The sequence below is a fragment of the Sphaerotilus hippei genome, assembly GCF_003201595.1.
In the GTDB taxonomy this organism is placed as follows: domain Bacteria; phylum Pseudomonadota; class Gammaproteobacteria; order Burkholderiales; family Burkholderiaceae_C; genus Sphaerotilus; species Sphaerotilus hippei.
This window is the reverse complement of the sequence record NZ_QJJS01000005.1, coordinates 25,581-47,383: the sequence shown is the minus strand read 5'-3', so window position 1 is coordinate 47,383 and position 21,803 is coordinate 25,581. Positions and strand designations below refer to the sequence as shown.

The window sequence follows — 21,803 nt, the reverse complement described above, 5'->3', positions numbered from 1 at the left end:
CTCTTATCAAGACATCGATGGTGCAATGTCACGGGCCGTTCACTTTCAGAAACTTTTGAGGAACCAATCCTTCGCCCGGCCGAACAGGCCGTTCACCGGACTCGATGACTGGGCCGCCCGCATGCCCCGGTGGCGCGCCAGGCGAGCCTCCTCCAGCAGGCCCATCGCCGTGGCCGAACGCGGGCTCGCCACCATGTCGTAGAGCGCCCCGCTGTAGCTGGGCAGGCCCTTGCGCACCGGCTTGAGGAAGATGTCCTCACCCAGCTCCACCATGCCCGGCATGACGGCGGCACCGCCCGTCAGCACGATGCCCGAGGACAGCAGCTCCTCGTAGCCGCTCTCGCGGATGACCTGCTGGACCAGCGCGAAGATCTCCTCGACCCGCGGCTCGATCACGCCGGCCAGCGCCTGGCGGCTGAGCATGCGTGGCGCCCGGTCGCCCAGGCCCGGCACCTCCAGCTGCTCGCCCGGATCGGCCAGCAGCTGCTTGGCCACACCGAAGGCGACCTTGATCTCCTCGGCGTCCTTGGTCGGCGTGCGCAGCGCCATCGCGATGTCGCTGGTGATCAGGTCGCCGGCGATCGGGATGACGGCGGTGTGGCGGATGGCCCCGTCGGTGAAGATCGCCACGTCGGTCGTGCCCGCGCCGATGTCGACCAGCGCCACGCCCAGATCCTTCTCGTCGGAGGTCAGCACCGACAGGCTCGAGGCGCTGGGGTTGAGCACCAGCTGCTCGACCTCGAGGCCGCAGCGGCGCACGCACTTGATGATGTTCTCGGCCGCGCTGTTGGCACCGGTGGCGATGTGCACCTTGACCTCGAGGCGGCCGCCGCTCATGCCGATCGGCTCGCGCACCTCGTGGCCGTCGATGACGAATTCCTGCGGCTCCACCAGCAGCAGGCGCTGGTCGGTCGAGATGTTGATCGCCTTGGCGGTCTCGACCACGCGGGCCACGTCGATCGGCGTGACCTCCTTGTCGCGCACGATGACCATGCCGGTGGAGTTCTGGCCGCGGATGTGGCTGCCGGTGATGCCGGTGTAGACCCGGCCGATCTTGCAGTCGGCCATCATCTCGGCCTCCTTCAGCGCCTGCTGGATGGACTGCACGGTCGCGTCGATGTTGACGACCACCCCACGCTTGAGGCCATGGGAGGACGCCACGCCGAGCCCGGCGAGCCTGAGTTCGCCGTCGGGCAGCACCTCGGCCACCACCGCCATCACCTTGGCTGTGCCGATGTCCAGTCCGACGACGAGATCCTTGTATTCCTTGGCCATTCGTTTTCCTTGCAAGTCCGCCGAGCGGCGGCTTGCGGATGTTCTGTGTGTTCGTGTGTCGCTGGGTTCAGACGCAAGTGCAGTGCCACTCACTCCGGCTTGCCACGCACGGTGGGACGGACAAAACCGACGCCGGCCAGCCGCAAGGCATAACTGTCACTGTGACGCAGATCGACGTACTCGATGGCGTGACGATCGAACTTGTCCATGATCTGCGGCACGCTGCGCACGAAACGTTCGGTGCGCAGCAGCAACTCGCCGGGCTCGCCGCGGCCGATCTCGAGCGTGGCACCGGTGTCGAGCTCGGCGCGCCAGGAGCCGCGGTCCGACAGGCTCAGCTTGACCAGCCGCGCGGGCATGCGCGCCACCACCGGCGACAGCGCCTGCCAGAACGACAGCACCTGCTCGGTGCTGCCCTTGGGCCCGCGCAGCATCGGCAGGTCGTCGTCCTCGAGGTCACCCAGGTTGACCTCGAACAGTTCGGCGTGATCGTTGACCAGCTGCGGGTCGCTGCCGGTGCGCTCCCAGAACGCCACCGGGCGATGTTCCTCGAGGGTCACCACCAGGCGGCCGGGCCAGACCCGCTTCACCTGCGCCCGGCGCACCCACGGCACGGTCTCGAAGGCGGCACGGGCCTGCTGCAGGTTCATCGTGAAATAGCCGCCCGACAGCTGCGGCTGGGCCTGCCGGCGCACGCTGGCGGCGGTGTTGTGGATCAGGTCGCCCTCGACCGAGATCGTCTTGAAGTCGAACCAGGGCAGGCGTGCCCCGCGCACCAGCGCGAACGCGAACAGGCCGAGCGCGAGCAGCACCAGCAGCCACTTGAGACCCGCGCGGGTCGGCCGCAGGTCGAACGGCAGGGCGATCGGGGCGGAGTTCATGGTCGCGGACACGTCCCGGCCTCAGCCTGCGGTGGCGCGGACCACGCCGTCGAGCCGCGCCCCGGCGAGGATGTCCAGGCACAGCGCCTCGTAGCTGATGCCCGCCGCGCGCGCGGACATCGGCACCAGCGAATGGCCGGTCATGCCCGGCGAGGTGTTCATCTCGAGCAGGAAGGGCTGGCGGTCGCTGGCCCGGATCATCAGGTCGGCCCGGCCCCAGCCGCGGCAGCCCAGCGCGCGGTAGGCGGCCAGCACGAAACGCTGGATGCGCGCCTCCTCGTCGGCCGGCAGGCCGCTCGGGCAGAGGTAGCGCACGTCGTCGGTGAAGTACTTGTTCTGGTAGTCGTAACCCGCCTCGGGCGGCTGGATGCGCACCACCGGCAGCGCACGGGCCTCGCTGCCCTCGCCGAGCACCGGGCAGGTCACTTCCTCGCCGTCGATGAACTCCTCGCACAGCACGTCGGGGTCGTAGCGCGACGAGTCCAGCACCGCCGCGGCCATGCGCCCGGCCTCGCTGACCTTGGTCACGCCGATGGACGAGCCTTCGCGTGGCGGCTTGACGATCAGCGGCAGGCCCAGCTCGGCCGGCACCTCGGCGACACGGGCCGCGTCACGCTGCTGCTCGGGGTCGAGCCAGACGTAGCGGGGCGTGGGCAGGCCCTGCGCGATCCAGACCCGCTTGGTCATGACCTTGTCCATCGCGATGGCCGAGGCCATGACGCCGGAGCCGGTGTAGGGCAGACCGACCAGCTCGAGCGCGCCCTGGACGCAGCCGTCCTCGCCATGGCGGCCGTGCAGCGCGATGAAGCAGCGCGCATAGCCCTGGGCCTTGAGCGCCCAGAGGTCCTGCTCGGCCGGATCGACCGCGTGCGCGTCGACCCCCTGGCTGCGCAGCGCCTCGAGCACGCCCCGCCCGCTCATCAGCGAGATCTCGCGTTCGGCCGACGTGCCGCCCATCAGCACCGCGACCTTGCCCATCGCCGCGGCCGATGGTGTGGTCCGTTCGTGTGTCATGCCCCCTCCTTCAACAATTCGGCCACCCGGGCCGGCACCGCGCCGATGGAGCCCGCACCCATCGCGATCAGCACGTCGCCGTCGCGCGTCTGGGCGGCGATCGTGTCTGGCAGCTCGCCGATGTCGTCGACGAAGACCGGGTCGACCTTGCCCTGCACCCGCAGCGCACGCGCCAGGCTGCGGCCGTCGGCGGCCACGATCGGGCTCTCGCCGGCGGCGTAGACCTCGCACAGCAGCACCGCGTCCGAGGTCGACAGCACCTTGACGAAGTCCTCGAAGCAGTCGCGGGTGCGGGTGTAGCGGTGCGGCTGGAAGGCCAGCACCAGCCGGCGTCCCGGGAAGGCGCCCCGAGCCGCGGCGATCACCGCGGCCATCTCGACCGGGTGGTGGCCATAGTCGTCGACCAGCGTGAACCGGCCGCCATCGGCCGAGCGCAGCTCGCCCCAGCGCTGGAAGCGCCGGCCGACCCCGCCGAACTTCTCCAGCGCGGCCGCGATCGGCGCATCGGGCAGCTCCAGCTCGGTGGCCACCGCGATGGCGGCCAGCGCGTTGCGCACGTTGTGCTCGCCCGGCAGGTTCAGCGTGATCTGCAGGTCGGGCATCGTGATGCCGTTGCGGCGCTGGCAGGTGAAGCGCATCTGCCCGCCCGGCAGGGCCTGCACGTCGACCGCGCGCACCTGGGCGTCCTCGCCCAGGCCGTAGGTGATGACCGGCCGCGAGATCATCGGGATGATGGAGCGCACGCCCGGATCGTCGCTGCAGATCACCGCGGCGCCGTAGAAGGGCATCTTGTGCAGGAAGTCGATGAAGGCCTGCTTGAGCCGGGCGAAGTCGTGCCCGTAGGTATCCATGTGGTCGGCGTCGATGTTGGTGACGACCGACAGCACCGGCAGCAGGTTCAGGAAGGACGCATCGGACTCGTCGGCCTCGACGACGATGTAGTCGCCCTTGCCCAGGGCCGAATTGGCGCCCGCGCTGTTGAGCTTGCCGCCGATCACGAAGGTCGGGTCGAGTCCGGCCTCGGCCAGCACGCTGGTGACCAGCGAGGTGGTCGTGGTCTTGCCGTGCGTGCCGGCGATCGCGATGCCGGACTTCAGCCGCATCAGCTCGGCCAGCATCACCGCCCGCGGCACGACCGGGATGCGGCGGCTGCGCGCGGCGATGACCTCGGGGTTGTCGCCGCGCACCGCCGTGGAGGTGACCACCGCCTCGGCGCCCTGCACATGGGCCGCATCGTGGCCCAGGCAGATGCGGATGCCCAGCTCGGCCAGGCGGCGCGTCACCGCGCTGTCGTTCTGGTCGGAGCCGGAGACGACGTAGCCGAGGTTGTGCAGGATCTCGGCGATCCCGCTCATGCCGGCGCCACCGACGCCGACGAAGTGGATGTGCTTGACGGCGTGCTTCATGCAGGCTCTTTCTGGTTGACCAGCTGTTCGAGTTCATCGGCCACCCGGCGGGCGGCCTCGGGAAGGGCGAGCGTGCGGGCCTGGGTGGCCATGCGGGCCAGCTCGTCGCGACTCAGGTCGCGCAGCAGCCCGGCCAGCCGGGTGGGGGTCAGCTCGGGCTGCGGCAGGTGCAGCGCCGCCCCATGCCCGGCCATCCACATCGCGTTGTCGCGCTGGTGCGAGGTGGTGCTGACCACCAGCGGCACCAGCACCGCGGCCACGCCCGCGGCGCACAGCTCGCTGACCGTCACGGCCCCGGCACGGCAGACGATGACGTCGCAGTCGGCCAGGCGTGCGGCCATGTCGTCGATGAAGGGCAGCACCTCGGCCGCCCCTTCCAGGCCCAGCGCCCGGTAGGCCGCCTCGACCCGCGCATGGTGGGCCAGGCCGGTCTGGTGGATGACCTGCGGACGCTGCTGCGGCGGCAGTTCGGCCAGGGCCAGGGGCAGGTTGTCGTTGAGCACCTGCGCGCCCAGGCTGCCCCCGACGACCAGCACCCGCAGCGGGCCGCTGCGGCCGGCAAAACGCTGCGCGGGCGGTGCGATGGCCTCGATCTCGCGGCGCACCGGGTTGCCGGTCACCACCCCGCGCGACACCGAACGGGCCGCCTCGCCGTCGAAGCCGAAGGCCACGCGGTCGGCCCAGCGCAGCAGCGAGCGGTTGGACAGCAGCAGCGCCGCATCGGCGTTGACCAGCATCAGCGGACGGCCCAGCAGGCGCGCCATCAGGCCTCCGGGAAAACAGACGTAGCCGCCCATGCCCAGCACCACGGCCGCCGAGCGGCGACGCAGGATGCCCAGGCTCTGGCCCAGCGCGCGCAGCAGCTGCAGCGCACCGCGCACCATGCCCAGCGCGCCCTTGCCGCGCAGGCCGGCAAAGCCGATGGTGTCCAGCGGCAGGCCCGTGGGCGGCACCAGCCGGTTCTCCATGCCCTGGGGCGTGCCCATCCAGCTGACCGTCCAGCCCCGGGCGAGCATCTCGCGCGCGACCGCCAGCCCGGGAATGATGTGGCCCCCGGTGCCGGCGGCCATGATCACCAGGTGGCGCGACGCGGCAGCGCTGCGCGTGCTCATGTCCGCCCTCCACGCATCATCTGGCGGTTTTCCATGTCGACCCGGAACACCACCGCCAGCGCGATGCAGCTCAGCAGGATGGCCGAGCCGCCGTAGCTCATCAGCGGCAGCGTCAGGCCCTTGGTCGGCAGCACGCCCAGGTTCACGCCCATGTTGATGAAGGCCTGTCCGCCCATCCACAGGCCGATGCCCTGCGCGGTCAGGCCGGAGAACACCCGGTCCAGCGCGATGGCCTGGCGGCCGATGATGAAGGTGCGCCGCACCAGCCAGAAGAACGCAGCGATCACCGCGACCACGCCGACCAGCCCCAGCTCCTCGCCGATCACCGCGAGCAGGAAGTCGGTGTGGGCCTCGGGCAGGTAGTGCAGCTTCTCGACCGACGAGCCCAGGCCCTGGCCGAAGATCTCGCCGCGGCCGAAGGCAATCAGCGAGTGCGTCAGCTGGTAGCCCTTGCCCTGGGCGTACTTCTCGTCCCAGGGATGGATGTAGGCCAGGATGCGCTCGCGCCGCACGTCGCTGAAGGTGATGATCAGCACGAAGGCCCCGATCAGCACCGCCGAGATCAGCAGGAACATGCGCCCGTTGACGCCGCCGAGGAAGAGGATGCCGGTGGCGATCACCGCGATGACGATGAAGGCGCCCATGTCCGGCTCGGCCAGCAGCAGCAGGCCGACCACGCCCAGCGCGATGGCCATCGGCAGCACCGCGCGGGCGAAGCTCTCCTTGACGTCCATCTTGCGCACCATGTAGTTGGCCGCATACATGACCATGGCCAGCTTGGCGAGCTCGCTGGGCTGGAAGTTCATGATGCCCAGCGGGATCCAGCGGCGCGACTTGTTGACCACCTTGCCGATGAAGGGCATCAGCACCGCGATCAGCAGCACCAGCGAGATCACGAACAGCCAGGGGGCCGCCTTCTCCCAGGTCCGCATCGGCACCGACAGCGTGACGATGGCGGCGATGCCCGCCAGCGCGATCGACATCAGGTGGCGCAGGAAGAAGTGGGTCGGCGCGTAGTTGTCGAACTTCGGGTTGTCGGGCAGCTGGATGGAGGCCGAATAGACCATCACCAGCCCCAGCGACAGCAGGCCCAGCACCACCCAGGCGAAGGCCACGTCGAAGCCGACCCAGCGAGGCGACTCGCCGGGCTTGACGCTGACCCAGTCGCGCACCGGCACGCGTGTGCCTTCGCTGCGGCCGGTGCCCAGGCGCTCGGTCAGCCAGGACAGCGGATGGCGCAGCGCCGATGTGGTCGGTTGGTCGCTCATGCGCCGATCTCCCCTCGTTCGGTGACGAGCTGCGCCACGGTGGCCGCGAAGACCTCGGCCCGGTGCGCGTAGTTGCGGAACATGTCCAGGCTGGCGCAGGCCGGGCTCAGCAGCACCGCGTCACCGGGACGCGCCTGCTCGAAGCTCCAGCGGGTGGCCGCTTCCAGGCTGTCGTGGCGGACCATCGTCACGCCGGTGCCCGCCAGGGCCTCGGCGATGCGCCCGGCGTCCCGCCCGATCAGCGCCACGGCACGCGCCTGACGCTGCACCGGCGCGATCAGCGGCGAAAAATCCTGGCCCTTGCCGTCACCGCCCAGGATGACCACCAGGCGCTGCGGACCCTTTTCCTGGCCCAGCCCGTCGAGGGCGGCCACGGTCGCCCCGACGTTGGTGCCCTTGCTGTCGTCGTAGGCCTCGACCTGGTCGACCATGCCCAGGCACTCGACCCGGTGCGGCTCGCCGCGGTATTCGCGCAGGCCGTGCAGCATCGGGGCCAGCGGCACGCCCGCGGCGCTGGCCAGCGCCAGCGCGGCCAGCGCGTTGGCCGCGTTGTGGCGGCCCCGGATGCGCAGTGCATCGGCGGGCATCAGGCGCTGCAGCTGCAGGTCGGGGGCCGCGGCCTCGGCGCGCCGGCCGCGCAGCGGCGTGTCGTCGCTGTCGTGGGCGCGCACCAGCCAGGCCATGCCGTTCTCGACCACCAGGCCCCAGTCACCCGGATGGCGCGGCTGGTCGAGCCCGAAGCGCACGACCTGGCGGGCCACCGGCCGCGGCAGCCGGCCGCGCACCGGCTTGCCGCCGCGGCCCGGTTCGGGCTCGGGCGGCCGGGGCACCAGGGCCTCGACCGCACGGTCGTCGCGGTTGATCACCATCACGGCCTGGTGGCCGAAGATGCGGGCCTTGGCCTCCACGTAGGCGGCCATCGAGCCGTGCCAGTCGAGGTGGTCCTGGGTGATGTTGAGCACCGTCGCGGCGGTGGGCTCGAAGTTGCCGACCCCGTCGAGCTGGAAGCTCGAGAGCTCGAGCACCCAGACCTGCGGCAGGTGCTCGAACTCGGGCGGCGCCGGCGGCGACGGGATCAGGTGCGGCGGCGGCCCGCCGCCCGCATCCAGCGGCTCGCCACCGGTCGGCACCGTGCCGGCTTCGGCCTCGACCGGTGCCGGATCCCCCTCGACGTCGGCAGCGGCGGCCGGCTCGACCGACTCGACCACGGGCGCCCCGGCCACGGGTGCGGCGGGCACGTGCGGCTCCAGGTCCAGCGCCGCCCCCAGCGTATCGAGCAGCGTCGGGCCGATGTTGCCGGCCATCGCCACGCGGCGGCCGGCGCGCTCGACCAGCTGGGCGGTCAGCGAGGTGGTGGTGGTCTTGCCGTTGGTGCCGGTGATCGCCAGCACCTTCGGCGCATAGGCCCGCTCGGCCTGCAGGTCCTTGAGCGCATGGGCGAACAGCGCCAGCTCGCCGAGCACCAGCAGGCCACGCTCGCCCGCCGCCTCGGTCAGCGCGGCCAGCGCCGGCTCCAGCGGGGACAGGCCCGGGCTCTTGAGCACCAGCTGCACCCCGTCGAGCAGCGCGGGCGCGAAGGCGCCGCAGCGCAGCTCGGCGCCCGGAACCTCCTCGGCCAGGCGGGCGGCCTGCGGCGGCGCCGCACGGGTGTCGGCCACCACGATGCGCGCCGCGCCGCAGCGCTGCGCCCAGCGGGCCATCGCCAGGCCGGAGTCACCCAGGCCCAGGATCAGCAGGTGGAGGTCCTTGAGGAATTTCATGATCAGCGCAGCTTCAGCGTCGACAGGCCGACCAGGCACAGCAGCATGGTGATGATCCAGAACCGGACCACGACCTGGGTCTCGCGCCAGCCCTTCTTCTCGAAGTGGTGGTGCAGCGGGGCCATCAGCAGCACGCGGCGGCCGGTGCCGAAACGCTTCTTGGTGTACTTGAAGTAGCTGACCTGCAGCATCACCGACAGCACCTCGACGACGAAGACGCCGCCCATGATGCCCAGCACGATCTCCTGGCGCACGATGACCGCGATGGTGCCGAGCGCGCCGCCCAGCGCCAGCGCGCCGACGTCACCCATGAAGACCTGCGCCGGATAGGCGTTGAACCACAGGAAGGCCAGGCCGGCGCCGGCCATCGCCGCGCAGAAGATCAGCAGCTCGCCCGCGCCGGGGATGTGCGGCAGCAGCAGGTACTTCGAGAACACCGAGCTGCCCGTGGCGTAGGCGAACAGCCCCAGCGCCGAACCCACCAGCACCACCGGCATGATGGCCAGACCGTCCAGGCCGTCGGTGAAGTTCACCGCATTGCTGGCCCCGACGATGACGAAGTAGGTCAGGAAGATGAAGCCGAAGACGCCGAGCGGGTAGCTGACCGTCTTGAAGAAGGGCACGATCAGGTCGGCCTTGGGCGGCAGCTCGTTGGAGAAGCCCGACCGCACCCAGGCGAGGAACAGCTCCAGCACCTTCAGGTTCGAGGTCTCGGAGACGCTGAACGCCAGGTAGAGCGCCGCCACCAGGCCGATCAGCGACTGCCACAGGTACTTCTCGCGCGAGGCCATGCCTTCGGGGTTCTTGTCGACCACCTTGCGCCAGTCGTCGACCCAGCCCACGGCGCCGAAGCCGAAGGTCACCAGCATCACCACCCAGACGAAGCGGTTGCTCCAGTCGAACCACAGCAGCGTCGACACCGCGATCGACAGCAGGATCAGCACGCCGCCCATGGTGGGCGTGCCGCTCTTGACCAGGTGGGTCTGCATGCCGTATTCGCGCACCGGCTGGCCGATCTTGAGCTCCGCCAGCCGGCGGATCACCCACGGCCCGAAGGCCAGGCCGAGCAGCAGCGCGGTCATGGCCGCCATCACCGCCCGGAAGGTGATGTACTGGAAGACCCGCAGGAACCCGAGCTGGTCGGGATAGAGGCCTTGCAGCCAGGTGGCGAGGCTAACGAGCATGTTGTTCTCCTTGTGTGCCCTGAAGCTCGCGCAACGCCGCGATCACACCCTCCATGCGCATGAAGCGCGATCCCTTGACCAATACAGCTGCCGACGACGGAACCACCCGCTCGCCCGAGCGGACCTGCGCCACCAGCGAGCCGGTGTCTGGAAAGTGGCAGGGGCCGGCATTGTCGCTCAGCCCGGCGCCCGAGCGCGCCGCCCGGTAGGCCTCATGGGCGTGGCGGGCCAGCACGCCGGCGGTCCACAGGCAGTCGATGCCACGCTCGGCGGCGTGGCGGCCGACCTCGGCGTGGTAGGCCGGGCCGTCGTCACCGACCTCGCCCATGTCGCCCAGCACCAGCCAGCGGGGACCGGGCAGCTCGGCCAGCACGTCGATGGCGGCCCGCACGGAGTCGGGGTTGGCGTTGTAGGTGTCGTCGACCAGCACGACCTCGCGCCCGCCCAGCTGCAGCCGGCCCAGCTGCGAGCGGCCCTTGACCGGCTCGAAGGCCAGCAGGCCGTCACGCACCGCGGCCAGCGGTGCGCCGGCGGCCAGGGCGCTGGCCGTCGCGGCCAGGGCATTGCGCAGGTTGTGGCGGCCGGCCAGCCGCAGCGCCAGCTGCAGCGCACCGGCCGGTGTGTCCAGGTCGAGCAGCCAGTGCTCGCCCTGCCAGGTGGCCCGGCCACGCACCTCGACCGGCCCGGCCGGGGCGACCCCGTCGTCCTCGAGCGCAAAACGCCAGCAGCGCCGACCGGCGGCCAGGCTCGTCCACAGCGGGCTGTACGGGTCGCCGGCGGGGAACACCGCCACGCCGTCGGCCGGCAGCGAGGCGAACACCGAGGCGTTCTCGCGGGCCACCGCCTCGACGGTCTTCATGAACTCCTGGTGCTCGCGCTGGGCGTTGTTGACCAGTGCGACGGTCGGCTGGGCGATGGCCGCCAGCTCGGCGATCTCGCCGGGATGGTTCATGCCCAGCTCGACGACCGACGAGCGGTGGCCGGCCCGCAGGCCCAGCACCGTCAGCGGCACGCCGATGTGGTTGTTCAGGTTGCCGGCGGTCGAGTGGGTCGCCTCGCCATGCCAGGCGCGCAGGATCGAGGCCAGCATCTGCGTGACCGTGGTCTTGCCGTTGCTGCCGGTGACCGCGATGACGGGCAGGCGCTGCTGCGCGCGCCAGGCCGCCGCCAGCTGCTGCAGCCCGAGCAGGCTGTCGCCGACCTGCAGGCCCGCCAGACCGGCCTCGGCCAGGCCACGCTCGGCCAGCGCCGCGCTCGCGCCGGCGACCTGCACCTGCGGCAGGAAATCGTGGGCGTCGAAACGCTCGCCGCGCAGCGCGACGAACAGGTCTCCCGCCCGCACGCTGCGGCTGTCGGTGTGCACCCGCTGCAGCGGCAGCGCCGGGTCACCCGCCAGCTGCACCCCGTCCAGACGCGAGGCCAGCAGCGACATCGCCTGGCCGAGGGTCATGAAAGGGGGCGCGATCCGGGCCTGCAGGCCCAGTTCGGCCTGCTCGACGTCGGAAAAACGGGTCTTCTGTCCTGCCATGTCCTGATAGTCCTCGTGCCCCTTGCCGGCGATCAGAATCACGTCCTGGTCCCGCGCGGTGGCGATGGTGGTGGCGATCGCCACCGCCCGGTCGGGCCGCTGCCGCACCTCGCGGGCCCGGCGCTCGGCGGCAGGCACGGCGGTCGCCCCGGCCATGATCTGCTCGATGATGGCCGCGGGCGGCTCCAGGCGCGGGTTGTCGCTGGTGACGACGACCCGGTCGGCCAGCCGCACCGCCAGCGCGCCCATGACCGGGCGCTTGCCCGGGTCGCGGTTGCCACCGCAGCCGAAGACGCAGAGCAGCTCGCCCCCGCGCGCGCGCGCCAGCGGGCGCAATGCCTGCAAGGCCTTGTCCAGCGCGTCGGGCGTGTGGGCGTAGTCGACGACGATCTCCGGCCCGGGCACCGAGGCCGCCGCGGGCGGGCTCACCCGCTGCATGCGGCCGGGCACGGGCGTGAACTGCGCCGCCAGCGCGGGCAGCTCGTCCAGCGACAGGCCCAGCGCACGCAGTCCGCCGAGCACGGCCAGCGCATTGGCCACGTTGTAGTCGCCGATCAGGCGGGTCCGGATCTCGACGCGGCGCCCGCCTTCGTGCAGCAGGAACTGCAGGCCGTCCCCGTCGTAGCGCAGGTCGGTGGCCGACAGGCGTGCCGATGGCGCCCCCTGCATGCTGTAGCCCCAGACGGCGGGCGAGCCGGCCGCCTGCAGCTCGGCGGCCAGCGCGGCGCCATGCGCATCGTCGAGGTTGATGACCGCCGCCTGCAGGCCGGGCCAGTCGAACAGGGCGCGCTTGGCCGCCCAGTAGGCGTCCATGCTGCCGTGGAAGTCGAGGTGGTCGGGCGTGAAGTTGGTGAACAGCGCCACGTCGATGTGCACCCCGGCCAGGCGGTGCTCGATCAGGCCGATCGACGAGGCCTCCACCGCGCAGGCGGCCAGCGGCTCGCCCGGCCACTGCGCCAGCGTGCGGTGCAGCGTCACCGGATCCGGCGTGGTCAGGCCGGTGTGCACGATGGCCGCCTGCGGGTGGGCCGCCGTCGGCGGCTCGCCGATGCCCAGCGTGCCGACCACCGCGCAGCGCAGGCCCGTCAGGCTCAGCGCCTGGGCCATCCACCAGGCGGTCGAGGTCTTGCCGTTGGTGCCGGTGGACGCGATGACCTTCAGGCGATCGCTCGGCCGGCCGTACCAGTGGTGCGCCAGCTCGCCCGTCAGGCGCTTCAGGCCGGGCACGGCCAGGATGCGGGCGTCGTCCAGGCCATGGGCCTGGACACCGTCGGCCTCGACCAGCGCGGCCGATGCCCCGTCGGCCAGCGCCGCCGGCACAAAACGGCGCGCATCCTGCGCATGGCCGGGCCAGGCCACGAAGACGTCGCCGGGCCGCAGCTGGCGGCTGTCGATGCAGAGCCGGGCGGTGGGCGGCACCTGCCGGGCCAGCCAGTCGAGCACGGCCGGCAGCTCGTGCAGCGTGGTCAGCGGCGCCATCAGAACGACTCCCGCTCGGCCGGCGCCGCCTGGGCGCGCGCGACCATCTGGGGCGACACGTCCATGTCCGGAGGCACGCCCATCACCCGCAGCGACTGCTGCACCACCTTGCTGAACACCGGTGCGGCGACCTCGCCGCCGAAGTAGCCCCCGACGGTCGGCTCGTCAACCATCACCGCGACGATGATGCGTGGCGCCGAAGCAGGCGCCAGGCCGACGAACACCGAGCGGTACTTGCGATCGGCATAGCCCTTGCCTTCCTGCTTGTGGGCCGTGCCGGTCTTGCCGGCGACGGTGTAGCCGATGGTCTGGGCGCGCGGCGCGGTGCCCCCGGCGATGGTGGCCATGTGCAGCATCTTGCGCACGTCACGTGCCACCTCGGGCGTCACGATCTGGACCCCGTTGGCGACCCGGTCGTTCTTGAGCATCGACACCGGGATCAGCTGGCCGTCGCGCGCGAAGACGGTGTAGGCCCGGGCCAGCTGCAGCAGCGACACCGACAGGCCGTAGCCATAGCTCATCGTCGCCTGCTCGACCGGGCGCCAGCTCTTGAACGGCCGCAGCCGGCCCGAGGCCATGCCCGGGAAAGGCAGCGGCGGCTTCTGGCCGAGGCCCACGGAGGTGAACATCTCCCACATCTCGCGCGGCTGCATCTGCATGGCCATCTTGACCGTGCCGACGTTGCTCGACTTCTGGATGACCTGCTCGACCGTCAGCGGCCCGTGCGGATGGGAGTCGGTGATGGTCGAGCCGCTGACCTGGATGCGGCCCGGCGCGGTCTGGATCACGGTCTCGGGCCGGACGCGGCCGGTCTGCATGGCCAGCGCGACGGTGAACGGCTTCATCGTCGAGCCCGGCTCGAAGGTGTCGGTCACGGCCCGGTTGCGCAGCTGCCCGCCGCTGAGCGAGCGACGCTCGCCGGGCAGGTAGCTCGGGTAGTTGGCCATCGCCAGCACCTCGCCGGACTGGGCGTCGAGCACCACCACGCTGGCCGCCTTGGCCGCATGGTCGCTGACCGCCTCGCGCAGGCGCTGGTAGGCGAAGAACTGGACCTTCGAGTCGATGGACAGCTCGACGTCCCGCCCATCCTGGGGATCGACACTGTCACCGATGTCCTCGACGATGCGACCCAGACGATCACGCACCACGCTGCGACTGCCATTGCGGCCCTGCAGCTCCTTCTGGAAGGCCAGCTCCATACCCTCCTGGCCACGCTCCTCGACGTTGGTGAAGCCGACCACGTGGGCCGACGCTTCACCCTCGGGGTACTCGCGCCGGTATTCGCGCTGCTGGTGGATGCCCTTGACGCCCAGGGCCTTGATCTGGCTGGCGGTGTTCTCGTCGACCTGGCGACGCAGCCAGACGAAGTTGCCGTTTTCCGTCAGCCGGGTCTTCAGGTCCGACGCTTTCATGCCCAGCAGCTGGGCGAGCTGCCGGTGCTGCTCGGCAGTGGCCTTGTAGTCGCGCGGGATCGCCCAGATCGACGGCGACGGCACGCTGGCGGCCAGGATCTGGCCGTTGCGGTCGACGATGCGGCCCCGGCTGCCGGCGAGCGTGAAGGTCTTGACGTAGCGGCTCTCGCCCTGCTTCAGGTAGAAATCCTGGTCGATCACCTGGATGTAGACCGCCCGGCCGATCAGGATCGTGAAGCCGATGCCCACACCGACGACGACCAGGCGCGAGCGCCACATCGGGGTCTTGGCCGCCAGCAGCGGGCTGCTGGCGTACTGCACCGTCGGCGGCGGTGCCGCCGACCGGGCGGCGGTCGCACGGCTGCCGCGGCCACGGCTGTTGCTGCGGTTGCGCGGGGCGCCGCGCAGGCGCTCCAGCCAGTCGCGGATCATGGCTTTTCTCCCGGAGCCGCCGACTCGACGACGTAGGCGGTGGTCGCCGGCGTCGCGGTGCGCATCTGCAGGCGCACCCGCGCCACCTCGTCGACGCGGCCGCTGGTGGCCTCGGCCCGCAGCTCGAGGTCGAGCCGCTCGGCCTCGAGCTGCAGCTGGCGACCCTGGCTGCGCGAACGCTCCACCGCCACGAACAGACGGCGCGACTCGTACGAGGTCTGCACCAGATAGACCGCGCTGACGATCAGCGCGACCAGCAGCAGCATGTTGAGTCGGGTGGTCATGCCCGGCCTCCCCGGGCCGCGCGCCAGGCGGCGTCCTTGGCCTCGGGCAGCGGCACGTCGGTGCGCTCGGCCACCCGCAGGATGGCCGAGCGCGAGCGTGGATTCGCCTCGATCTCCGCCTCGCCCGGCTTGATGCGGGCCAGCGCGTTCAGCAACGCCGGCGCGGGTTCGGCCAGCGGCATGCGCCGGTCCCAGACCTCGCGGGCATGCTGGTTGATGAAGGTCTTGACGATGCGGTCTTCCAGCGAATGGAAGCTGATGACGGCCAGCCGGCCACCCGGTGCCAGACGGGCCAGCGCCGCCTTCAGCCCCTGTTCCAGCTCCTCCAGCTCGCCATTGACCAGGATGCGCAGGGCCTGGAACGTGCGTGTTGCCGGGTCCTGTCCGCGCTCTCGGGTCTTGACCGTACGAGCCACGACCTCGGCCAGCTCGGCGGTGCGTCGCACCGGATGGCCTGCTTCGCGGCGTGCGACAAGCGCCTTTGCAATCGCAACAGCGAACCGTTCTTCGCCGTAGTCACGTATCACCTCCGCAATGCGGCGCACGTCGGCGCCTTCGAGAAATTCGGCCGCGCTCTGTCCACGCGTGGTGTCCATGCGCATGTCCAGCGGGCCGTCGAAACGAAAGCTGAAACCCCGCTCGGGGTTGTCGATCTGCGGCGAGGACACGCCGATGTCGAGCAGGATGCCGTCGAGCCGGCCCACGCCCTGGCGGTCGAGCAGCGCATCGAACTCGCCGTAGCGGCCATGCAGGATGGCGAAGCGCGGATCGTCGATGCGGCTGGCTCCCTGGGTGGCGTTGGCCACGGCCTCGAGATCCCGGTCGACCGCCCAGAGGCGGCCGGCCGGCCCCAGGCGCGACAGGATCAGCCGGCTGTGGCCGCCGCGCCCGAAGGTGCCGTCGAGGTAGACACCGTCCTCGCGGGTCACCAGGGCATCGACCGCCTCCTGGAGCAGCACGGTGCGGTGCTCGAACGCCGCCGGCGCGCCGGGGGTCGGATCCGGGGAGCCGACCGGGTCGCCCGGAAGAAGGGAAGGGACTGCTGCAACGGTGGCCATGGGGTCAGAAACTGAAATCTTGCAACACGTCGGGCATCGGCTGCTGCAGCACAGCGGCCTCCGCCGCCGCGTAACGCTGTGCATCCCACAGCTCGAGGTGGTTGCCCATGCCCAGCATCAGCACATCCTTGCTGAGGCCGGCGGCCGCTCGCAACTCCGGAGCGATCAGGACACGGGCGGCATTGTCGATGTCGACGTCGAAGGCGCTGCCCAGGAAGATGCGTTTCCAGCCACCGGCCGACATCGGCAGGGCCTCGACACGGACACGGAAAGCCTCCCAGACCGGCCGGGGGAAGACCATCAGGCAACCTTCCGGGTGCTTGGTGAGCGTGAGCCGGCCTTGTGCCAGGGCCTGCAGGAGGTCGCGGTGGCGCGCAGGAACGGTCACCCGCCCCTTGGCATCCAGCGCAAGCGCCGAGGTCCCCTGGAAATGAAAGTCCGCCACAAAAACCCACTCTTCGACACGTTTCCCCACTGTAACGGAGGAAATCGGGGGGGGTCAAGGAAGGCCCAGAGGAATAACCAATGAAATCAAGTACTTACGATAGCAAGGGGTAAATGCTCAAAAAAGAAAAAAATGCCATATGAATGAAGGACTTGCGAAGACAGGCCGCCGCAGCGGTTCTGCCGGGGCCCGCATCCCCGGGCCGGGATCGCTGCTCGACGCCTCCAAAAGCAGAAAAAGCCGCGCAAGGCGGCCTCTCATCAGGGGATTGGAGGATCAAGAGAGTTGCGAATCCAGCAAATCCATCCCTGCCAGGGCATCCCCTCAGTTGGATTCCTTGATCAGCCGCCCGGCGACCGGCTGGATCGGCCGCGCGTTCATCGGATAGAGGCGCACGAACACGCCGAGCTGCTCCTGGGACAGCTGGACCGGCTGCTTCATCACCAGCCACAGCACCCCTTCGCTGCACGGCGGCGTGGTCAGCGAGCCCATGTAGGTGAAATAGCGCCGGTCCTCCGGCAGCAGCTGGTTCAGGTCGAGCACCGACGGGGCGCTGACCTCCTCGTTCTTCTCGAGCGGCAGCGCGTTCCAGACCTGCTGGACGGCCGGATGCGCCCTCCCCTGCTCCAGCAGCACAGCCACCACGGCCAGCCGCCCGTCGAGGTCCTTGTGCACCAGGTGGGCGACCATGTCGTACTGCCGGCCGTTGATGCGCTCCTCGGACGGGCGATGGAAGTGGAACTGCACCAGGTCGTAGCGGCGCCCGCCCAGCTGGATCGAGCTGCCGGAGGCGACGTTGGCCTGCACGGTGTGGCCGTTGTCGATGACGTTGAAGCCACCGGGCTTGTAGTCGAAACGGATCGGTTCCAGCTCCACGGCGATGCCACCGCGGATGTCGATCGGGCTCTGGCGCCGGCCCGTCCCGCACAGCAGGAACTCGGGCTTGAGCTGGCCCCAGTCGGCGGGCCCGCCTTCGCTGCCGTAGCTCCAGTGGGCGGCGCCGCCGTGACCGCCATGCACCCCTGCGGCCAGGGCCGCCGCAGCGGCGGCAGGTCGGGGTGTCGCGCCATGGCCCTGGGCAGGCGCCGCAGCGGCCGCGCGGACCCGGGTCGTCACGCCCTGGTCCTTGTTGATGACCCGCACCTCCGGCGCACCGCCTGGAGCGGGCTTGATCGCCGACATGCGGTCGTTCAGCCGCTGGCGCAGCTGGTCGAGGTCGGCTTCCGCGGGAGCGGGGGCCGCGACGGCCTTGCCGGCCGCACGCGGGGCCGGCTTGTGCTCCGCGGCCGCACCATGGGCCTCAGCGGCGCGGGCGCTGCCGCACAGGGCCAGCGCCATCGTGACCGCCCAGGCGAGGTGGCGGGCTTCCAATCCGAATCTCAAGGGAGACATCTGCAACTCCGACCATGCATCCGACCGCCACACGGGGCCGTCCATGCCGGTTTATCGGACGATGCCGCCCCGATCTGAAGGATCGGTCGGGGGTCAGGGTGCCGTGCGCTCGTGCTCGCGTGGCATGCGCCGCTTGACCAGCAGCCAGGCCAGCAGGCCCACGGCCATCAACGCGGACGACGCCAGCGCCAGCCCGACCGCGCTGTGCATCACCAGCGGCGCGAGCAGGCCCGCGACCATCGCGTTGGCGGTGCTGGCCACCGTCGCCTGCAGCGACGAGGACATGCCGCGCCGCGCCGGGAACAGGTCGAGCACCATCAGCGTGACCACCGGCACCAGCAGCGCCCAGCCGTAGGCATAGAGCGCCAGCGGCAGCAGTGCCCAGGGCAAGGTGGGCGGCCAGACCAGGTTCATGCCCAGGTTGAGCGCGGACGCCACGGTCATGATGCCGAAGCCGATGCGGATCTGGCGGCGCGGATGCAGCCGTCCGGCCATGCGGCCGCTGGTCCAGGCCCCGAGCATGATGCCGCCGATGTTGCACAGGAAGAACCAGAAGAACTCGGTCGGGCCGAGCCCGAGCAGCTCGCCCAGGAAGGTCGGCGCGCTCAGCACGTAGAGGAACATGCCGTTGAACGGCACGCCCGAGGCCAGCGCCAGCAGCCAGAAGCGCCCGCTCAGGCCGAGCTGCGAATAACCCAGCATCAGGTGGCGGGGATCGAAGGACTGGCGCTGCGACGCCGGCAGCGTCTCGGGCAGCACGCGCCAGACCGCCAGCGTCATGGCCACGCCGACCAGGGCCAGGAAGCCGAAGATCGCGTGCCAGCCCAGGTGCACGTAGAGCCAGCCGCCCAGGATGGGCGCGATGGCCGGGGCCACGCCGAAGTAGATCGTGACCTGCGACATCATGCGCTGGGCCTCGGCCGGCGGGAACAGATCGCGAATCACCGCCCGCGAGACCACCACCCCGGCACCGGTGGACATGCCCTGCAGCGCCCGGAACAGCACCAGCGTGCCCACGTGGGTGGACAGCGCGCAGCCCAGGCTGGCCAGCGTGAACACCACCAGCCCGGTCAGCACGACCGGCCGGCGCCCGAAGCTGTCGGCCAGCGCGCCGTGGAACAGGTTCATGACGGCGAAGCCGAGCAGGTAGGCCGACAGCGTCTGCTGCATCTCCAGCGGCGAGGCCTGCAGCGAACCGGCGATGCCGGCGAACGCCGGCAGGTAGGTGTCGATCGAAAACGGCCCCAGCATGCTCAGCGTGGCGAGCAGCACGGCCAGGGCCCAGCGGGGTGCTTTCCAGACGGAATCGGAAGGAAGGGACATGCGGGCCCGGGCAAAGCCGACGAGTTTAGGCGCTGCCCCCCGATCCACGCTGGCGCAGGGCCAGCAGCACCCCCGCCACCAGCAGGGCGACCCCGAGCAGCAGGCCGCCTTCCGGCCAGGTGCCGCGCAGCACCAGGGCGTAGGACAGCGCCGCCAGGGTCTCGAAGACGATCAGCTGGCCGACCACCCGGGTGGGCAGCCGCTGGCTGGCCTCGTTCCAGGCCAGCGTGCCGACCCAGGAGGCCAGCAGGCCGATGGCGCCCATCAGTCCGATGAAGAACAGCGGCCGGGGTCCGAACGGCATCGGGAAGGCCTCGTGGGTGGCGACGTTCCAGGCCCACTGGCCGCCGTAGCCCAGCAGGGCCAGCGGCAGCGTCGCCACGCCCTGGGCGATCGCCCAGGTCCAGGGACTGCGGCCGGCATGGGCGCGCAGCCAGTCGGCGTTGCGCAGCGGGTACCAGGTCCAGCACACGACGGCCCCCGCGGCCAGCAGCGCCCCCAGCAGGTGGCGCGACAGGTCGAGATCACCCTGCTGCGCCCGGTGCGCCAGCTCCACCTGGTTGACCAGCAGGATGCCCAGCCCGATCAGCAGCAGCGAGGGCAGCAGCTGTCGCCAGGACAGGCGGCCGTCACGCCGGGCATCGCGCCAGTTGGAGACCAGCGCGATCACCACCGGCAGCGTGCCGATGATCATCGTCGGCACCGGCCCGCCGGCGTGCCGGATCGCCGACGCGAGGAACAGGTAGTAGACGATGTTGCCCACCAGCGCCAGCTCGAGCGCGGTGGCCCAGTCGCGCCGGCTCAGCTGCGCGAGCTGGCGCCGGTCGAGCCAGGCCAGCGGCAGCGAGATCAGCCCGAAGGCCAGGTAGCGGCCGAAGGACTGCAGGGACGCCGGATACTCCGGCAGCAGCAGGGGCCCCACGAACACCAGCCCCCACATCAGGCCGGCCAGCAGGGCAAACAAGGTACCAGTCCACATCGATCGATTTCCACCCCCGGATCACGCCGGATGATCGCACGCGCCCGGAGCCGGTCAGCGAACCGCCGGCCTGGGCCGTTAGGGGCCGGTGATCCACTTTCCGGCCCGCGCCAGGACCCTCCGAATGGCCACCTCCGCCACGCCCCCCGCCCCGACCCGGCCGATCCTGCTGCTGGTGCTGGGCCTGCTGATGGCGCTGCTGACCGCCTGCGCCCATGCCGAGGTCGACGACGACCGCGAGGACGCCGACGTGCCGCAGGGCCGGATCGCCGCCACCAGCGGCCCGGTGCACCTGTCGCGCGGCATCGCCTCGGGCGAACAGCCTCGACCCGACGACACGCTGGTGAACTGGCCGCTCGCCAGCCAGGACCGCCTGATCACCGACGACGGCGCACGGGCCGAGCTCGACCTCGGCAGCATCCGGGTGCGCCTGGGCGAGCGCAGCCTGCTGCAGCTGGAGCGGCTCGACAGCGCCGGCATCGAGCTGCGGCTGGTGCGCGGCACGCTGTCCGTCTGGGTGCGCCGGGCCGACGGCGCCGGCCGGGTGCGGGTCTCGAGTCCGCTGGCCGACATCCGCCCGATGGGCGCGAGCCTGTTCCGGGTGGATGCGCCGGACGCCTCGGGCCAGCCAGCCCATGGCGTCACCACCTGGCGCGACGGGGTGCTCGTCGAACAGCGGGCCGGCACGCTGCGCCTGATGCCCGGCCAGCGCGCCGAGCTGCATGCCGAAGGGGGCTGGCGGCTCGGGGTGCCGACGTCCGATGCCTTCGCCCGCTGGGGGCTCGACACCAGCGAGCGCAGCGCCGACCGGCCGCCCGAACGGGAATGGGACGACCTGCCCGGCGTCGAGACCCTGGGCCAGCATGGCCGCTGGGAGCGGACGCCCGAATGGGGCTGGGTCTGGATCCCCGTGTCGGTGCAGGCCGGCTGGGAGCCCTATCGTGAGGGTCGCTGGACCGTGGTCGAGCCCTGGGGACGGGTCTGGGTCGACCGCAGCGTCTGGGGCTTCGCGCCGTTCTTCTACGGCCGCTGGGTGCTGTGGCACGGCCGCTGGAGCTGGATCCCCGGACGGGATCGGGCGCGCCACGTCACGCCGCCGGTGTACCGCGAGTCCATGCCGGTGCCGCGCGAGTGGCACTGGCCGGCGCCGCCCCGGCGCTGGTCCGAGCCGCCGCCTCAGGAACGCTGGCGCCCTGCGCCGATCCTGATCCCCCGTCCCGTCCCCGTCCCGGTCCTGCCCCCGCCACGGCAGGACCGGCCGCCGGAGCGCCGCCCGGACCCGCGCCCCGAACCTCGTCCCGAACTCCGTCCCACCCCGGCCCCCCTGCCCGCCCCGGTCGCGCCGGCCCCGATCGGGCGGCCGGAGCCCCCTCCGGCCGCCGTCACCCCCAGACCGATGCCGCCCGGGGAAGACCTGCGGCGACGCCACCACGAGCAGGGACAGCCCCCGGCCGGTGAAGACGCCCAGCGCATCCCGCGCTCCCGGCAATAGACAGGACCGCCGAAAAGAAAAAGGGGCCGCCCCCTCACGGAAGCGGCCCCCGGACCGGACACGACCGCATGCGGTCGTG

The 21,803-nt window shown here is 71.2% G+C and carries 17 protein-coding genes; 1 reads left to right on the top strand and 16 read right to left on the bottom strand.

What is annotated here, in order from left to right:
* Positions 1 to 45 precede the first annotated feature (45 nt).
* From ftsA to C7444_RS06760, 16 genes are all read right to left on the bottom strand, one after another.
* A complete protein-coding gene (gene ftsA / locus C7444_RS06835; protein WP_110400101.1) occupies positions 46 to 1,275 on the bottom strand; it encodes a cell division protein FtsA in 1,230 nt (409 codons plus the stop codon).
* Between the two features lie 89 nt (positions 1,276 to 1,364).
* Positions 1,365 to 2,156: a cell division protein FtsQ/DivIB gene (locus C7444_RS06830; RefSeq protein ID WP_110400100.1), complete on the bottom strand. Its 792-nt coding sequence runs from the start codon at positions 2,154 to 2,156 to the stop codon at positions 1,365 to 1,367.
* Positions 2,157 to 2,177: 21 nt separating this feature from the next.
* Positions 2,178 to 3,170: a D-alanine--D-alanine ligase gene (locus C7444_RS06825; protein ID WP_245909433.1), complete on the bottom strand. Its 993-nt coding sequence runs from the start codon at positions 3,168 to 3,170 to the stop codon at positions 2,178 to 2,180.
* The gene (gene murC / locus C7444_RS06820) at positions 3,167 to 4,576 is read right to left on the bottom strand and encodes a UDP-N-acetylmuramate--L-alanine ligase (RefSeq protein WP_110400098.1); all 1,410 of its coding nucleotides are present in this window, start codon (positions 4,574 to 4,576) and stop codon (positions 3,167 to 3,169) included. Before murC ends, C7444_RS06825 begins: the two co-directional genes overlap by 4 nt.
* Positions 4,573 to 5,688 carry an undecaprenyldiphospho-muramoylpentapeptide beta-N-acetylglucosaminyltransferase gene (gene murG, locus C7444_RS06815; protein WP_110400097.1) on the bottom strand — a complete coding sequence of 372 codons (1,116 nt, stop codon included), beginning with the start codon at positions 5,686 to 5,688 and terminating at the stop codon, positions 4,573 to 4,575. Before murG ends, murC begins: the two co-directional genes overlap by 4 nt.
* The gene (gene ftsW, locus C7444_RS06810; RefSeq protein ID WP_110400096.1) at positions 5,685 to 6,956 is read right to left on the bottom strand and encodes a putative lipid II flippase FtsW; all 1,272 of its coding nucleotides are present in this window, start codon (positions 6,954 to 6,956) and stop codon (positions 5,685 to 5,687) included. The genes murG and ftsW overlap by 4 nt, the downstream gene beginning before the upstream one ends.
* Positions 6,953 to 8,716 carry a Mur ligase family protein gene (locus C7444_RS06805; RefSeq protein ID WP_110400095.1) on the bottom strand — a complete coding sequence of 588 codons (1,764 nt, stop codon included), beginning with the start codon at positions 8,714 to 8,716 and terminating at the stop codon, positions 6,953 to 6,955. The genes ftsW and C7444_RS06805 overlap by 4 nt, the downstream gene beginning before the upstream one ends.
* A 2-nt stretch (positions 8,717 to 8,718) precedes the next feature.
* A complete protein-coding gene (gene mraY, locus C7444_RS06800) occupies positions 8,719 to 9,900 on the bottom strand; it encodes a phospho-N-acetylmuramoyl-pentapeptide-transferase (RefSeq protein ID WP_110400094.1) in 1,182 nt (393 codons plus the stop codon).
* Complete coding sequence (gene murF, locus C7444_RS06795) at positions 9,890 to 12,907, bottom strand: bifunctional UDP-N-acetylmuramoyl-L-alanyl-D-glutamate--2,6-diaminopimelate ligase MurE/UDP-N-acetylmuramoyl-tripeptide--D-alanyl-D-alanine ligase MurF (RefSeq protein ID WP_110400093.1); 3,018 nt, start codon at positions 12,905 to 12,907, stop codon at positions 9,890 to 9,892. The genes mraY and murF overlap by 11 nt, the downstream gene beginning before the upstream one ends.
* Positions 12,907 to 14,751, bottom strand: coding sequence for a peptidoglycan D,D-transpeptidase FtsI family protein (locus tag C7444_RS06790; protein ID WP_110400092.1), 1,845 nt, complete (start codon positions 14,749 to 14,751; stop codon positions 12,907 to 12,909). The genes murF and C7444_RS06790 overlap by 1 nt, the downstream gene beginning before the upstream one ends.
* Positions 14,748 to 15,035 carry a cell division protein FtsL gene (gene ftsL, locus C7444_RS06785; protein WP_110400091.1) on the bottom strand — a complete coding sequence of 96 codons (288 nt, stop codon included), beginning with the start codon at positions 15,033 to 15,035 and terminating at the stop codon, positions 14,748 to 14,750. Before ftsL ends, C7444_RS06790 begins: the two co-directional genes overlap by 4 nt.
* Positions 15,032 to 16,093 (bottom strand): 16S rRNA (cytosine(1402)-N(4))-methyltransferase RsmH, encoded by a 1,062-nt coding sequence (gene rsmH, locus C7444_RS06780; protein WP_110400090.1) that lies wholly within the window; start codon positions 16,091 to 16,093, stop codon positions 15,032 to 15,034. The genes ftsL and rsmH overlap by 4 nt, the downstream gene beginning before the upstream one ends.
* Positions 16,094 to 16,097: 4 nt before the next feature.
* Complete coding sequence (locus tag C7444_RS06775; RefSeq protein ID WP_110400089.1) at positions 16,098 to 16,538, bottom strand: division/cell wall cluster transcriptional repressor MraZ; 441 nt, start codon at positions 16,536 to 16,538, stop codon at positions 16,098 to 16,100.
* 324 nt (positions 16,539 to 16,862) lie between these two features.
* The gene (locus C7444_RS06770; protein WP_245909432.1) at positions 16,863 to 17,930 is read right to left on the bottom strand and encodes a carbonic anhydrase; all 1,068 of its coding nucleotides are present in this window, start codon (positions 17,928 to 17,930) and stop codon (positions 16,863 to 16,865) included.
* A 93-nt stretch (positions 17,931 to 18,023) separates the two neighbouring features.
* Positions 18,024 to 19,253, bottom strand: coding sequence for a multidrug effflux MFS transporter (locus tag C7444_RS06765; protein ID WP_110400088.1), 1,230 nt, complete (start codon positions 19,251 to 19,253; stop codon positions 18,024 to 18,026).
* Positions 19,254 to 19,278: 25 nt separating this feature from the next.
* Complete coding sequence (locus tag C7444_RS06760; RefSeq protein ID WP_110400087.1) at positions 19,279 to 20,232, bottom strand: DMT family transporter; 954 nt, start codon at positions 20,230 to 20,232, stop codon at positions 19,279 to 19,281.
* Positions 20,233 to 20,356: 124 nt separating this feature from the next.
* Between C7444_RS06760 and C7444_RS06755 the strand changes: the two genes are divergently transcribed.
* On the top strand, positions 20,357 to 21,724 hold the full coding sequence (locus C7444_RS06755; RefSeq protein WP_110400086.1) for a DUF6600 domain-containing protein: 1,368 nt from the start codon (positions 20,357 to 20,359) through the stop codon (positions 21,722 to 21,724).
* Positions 21,725 to 21,803: the final 79 nt, after the last annotated feature.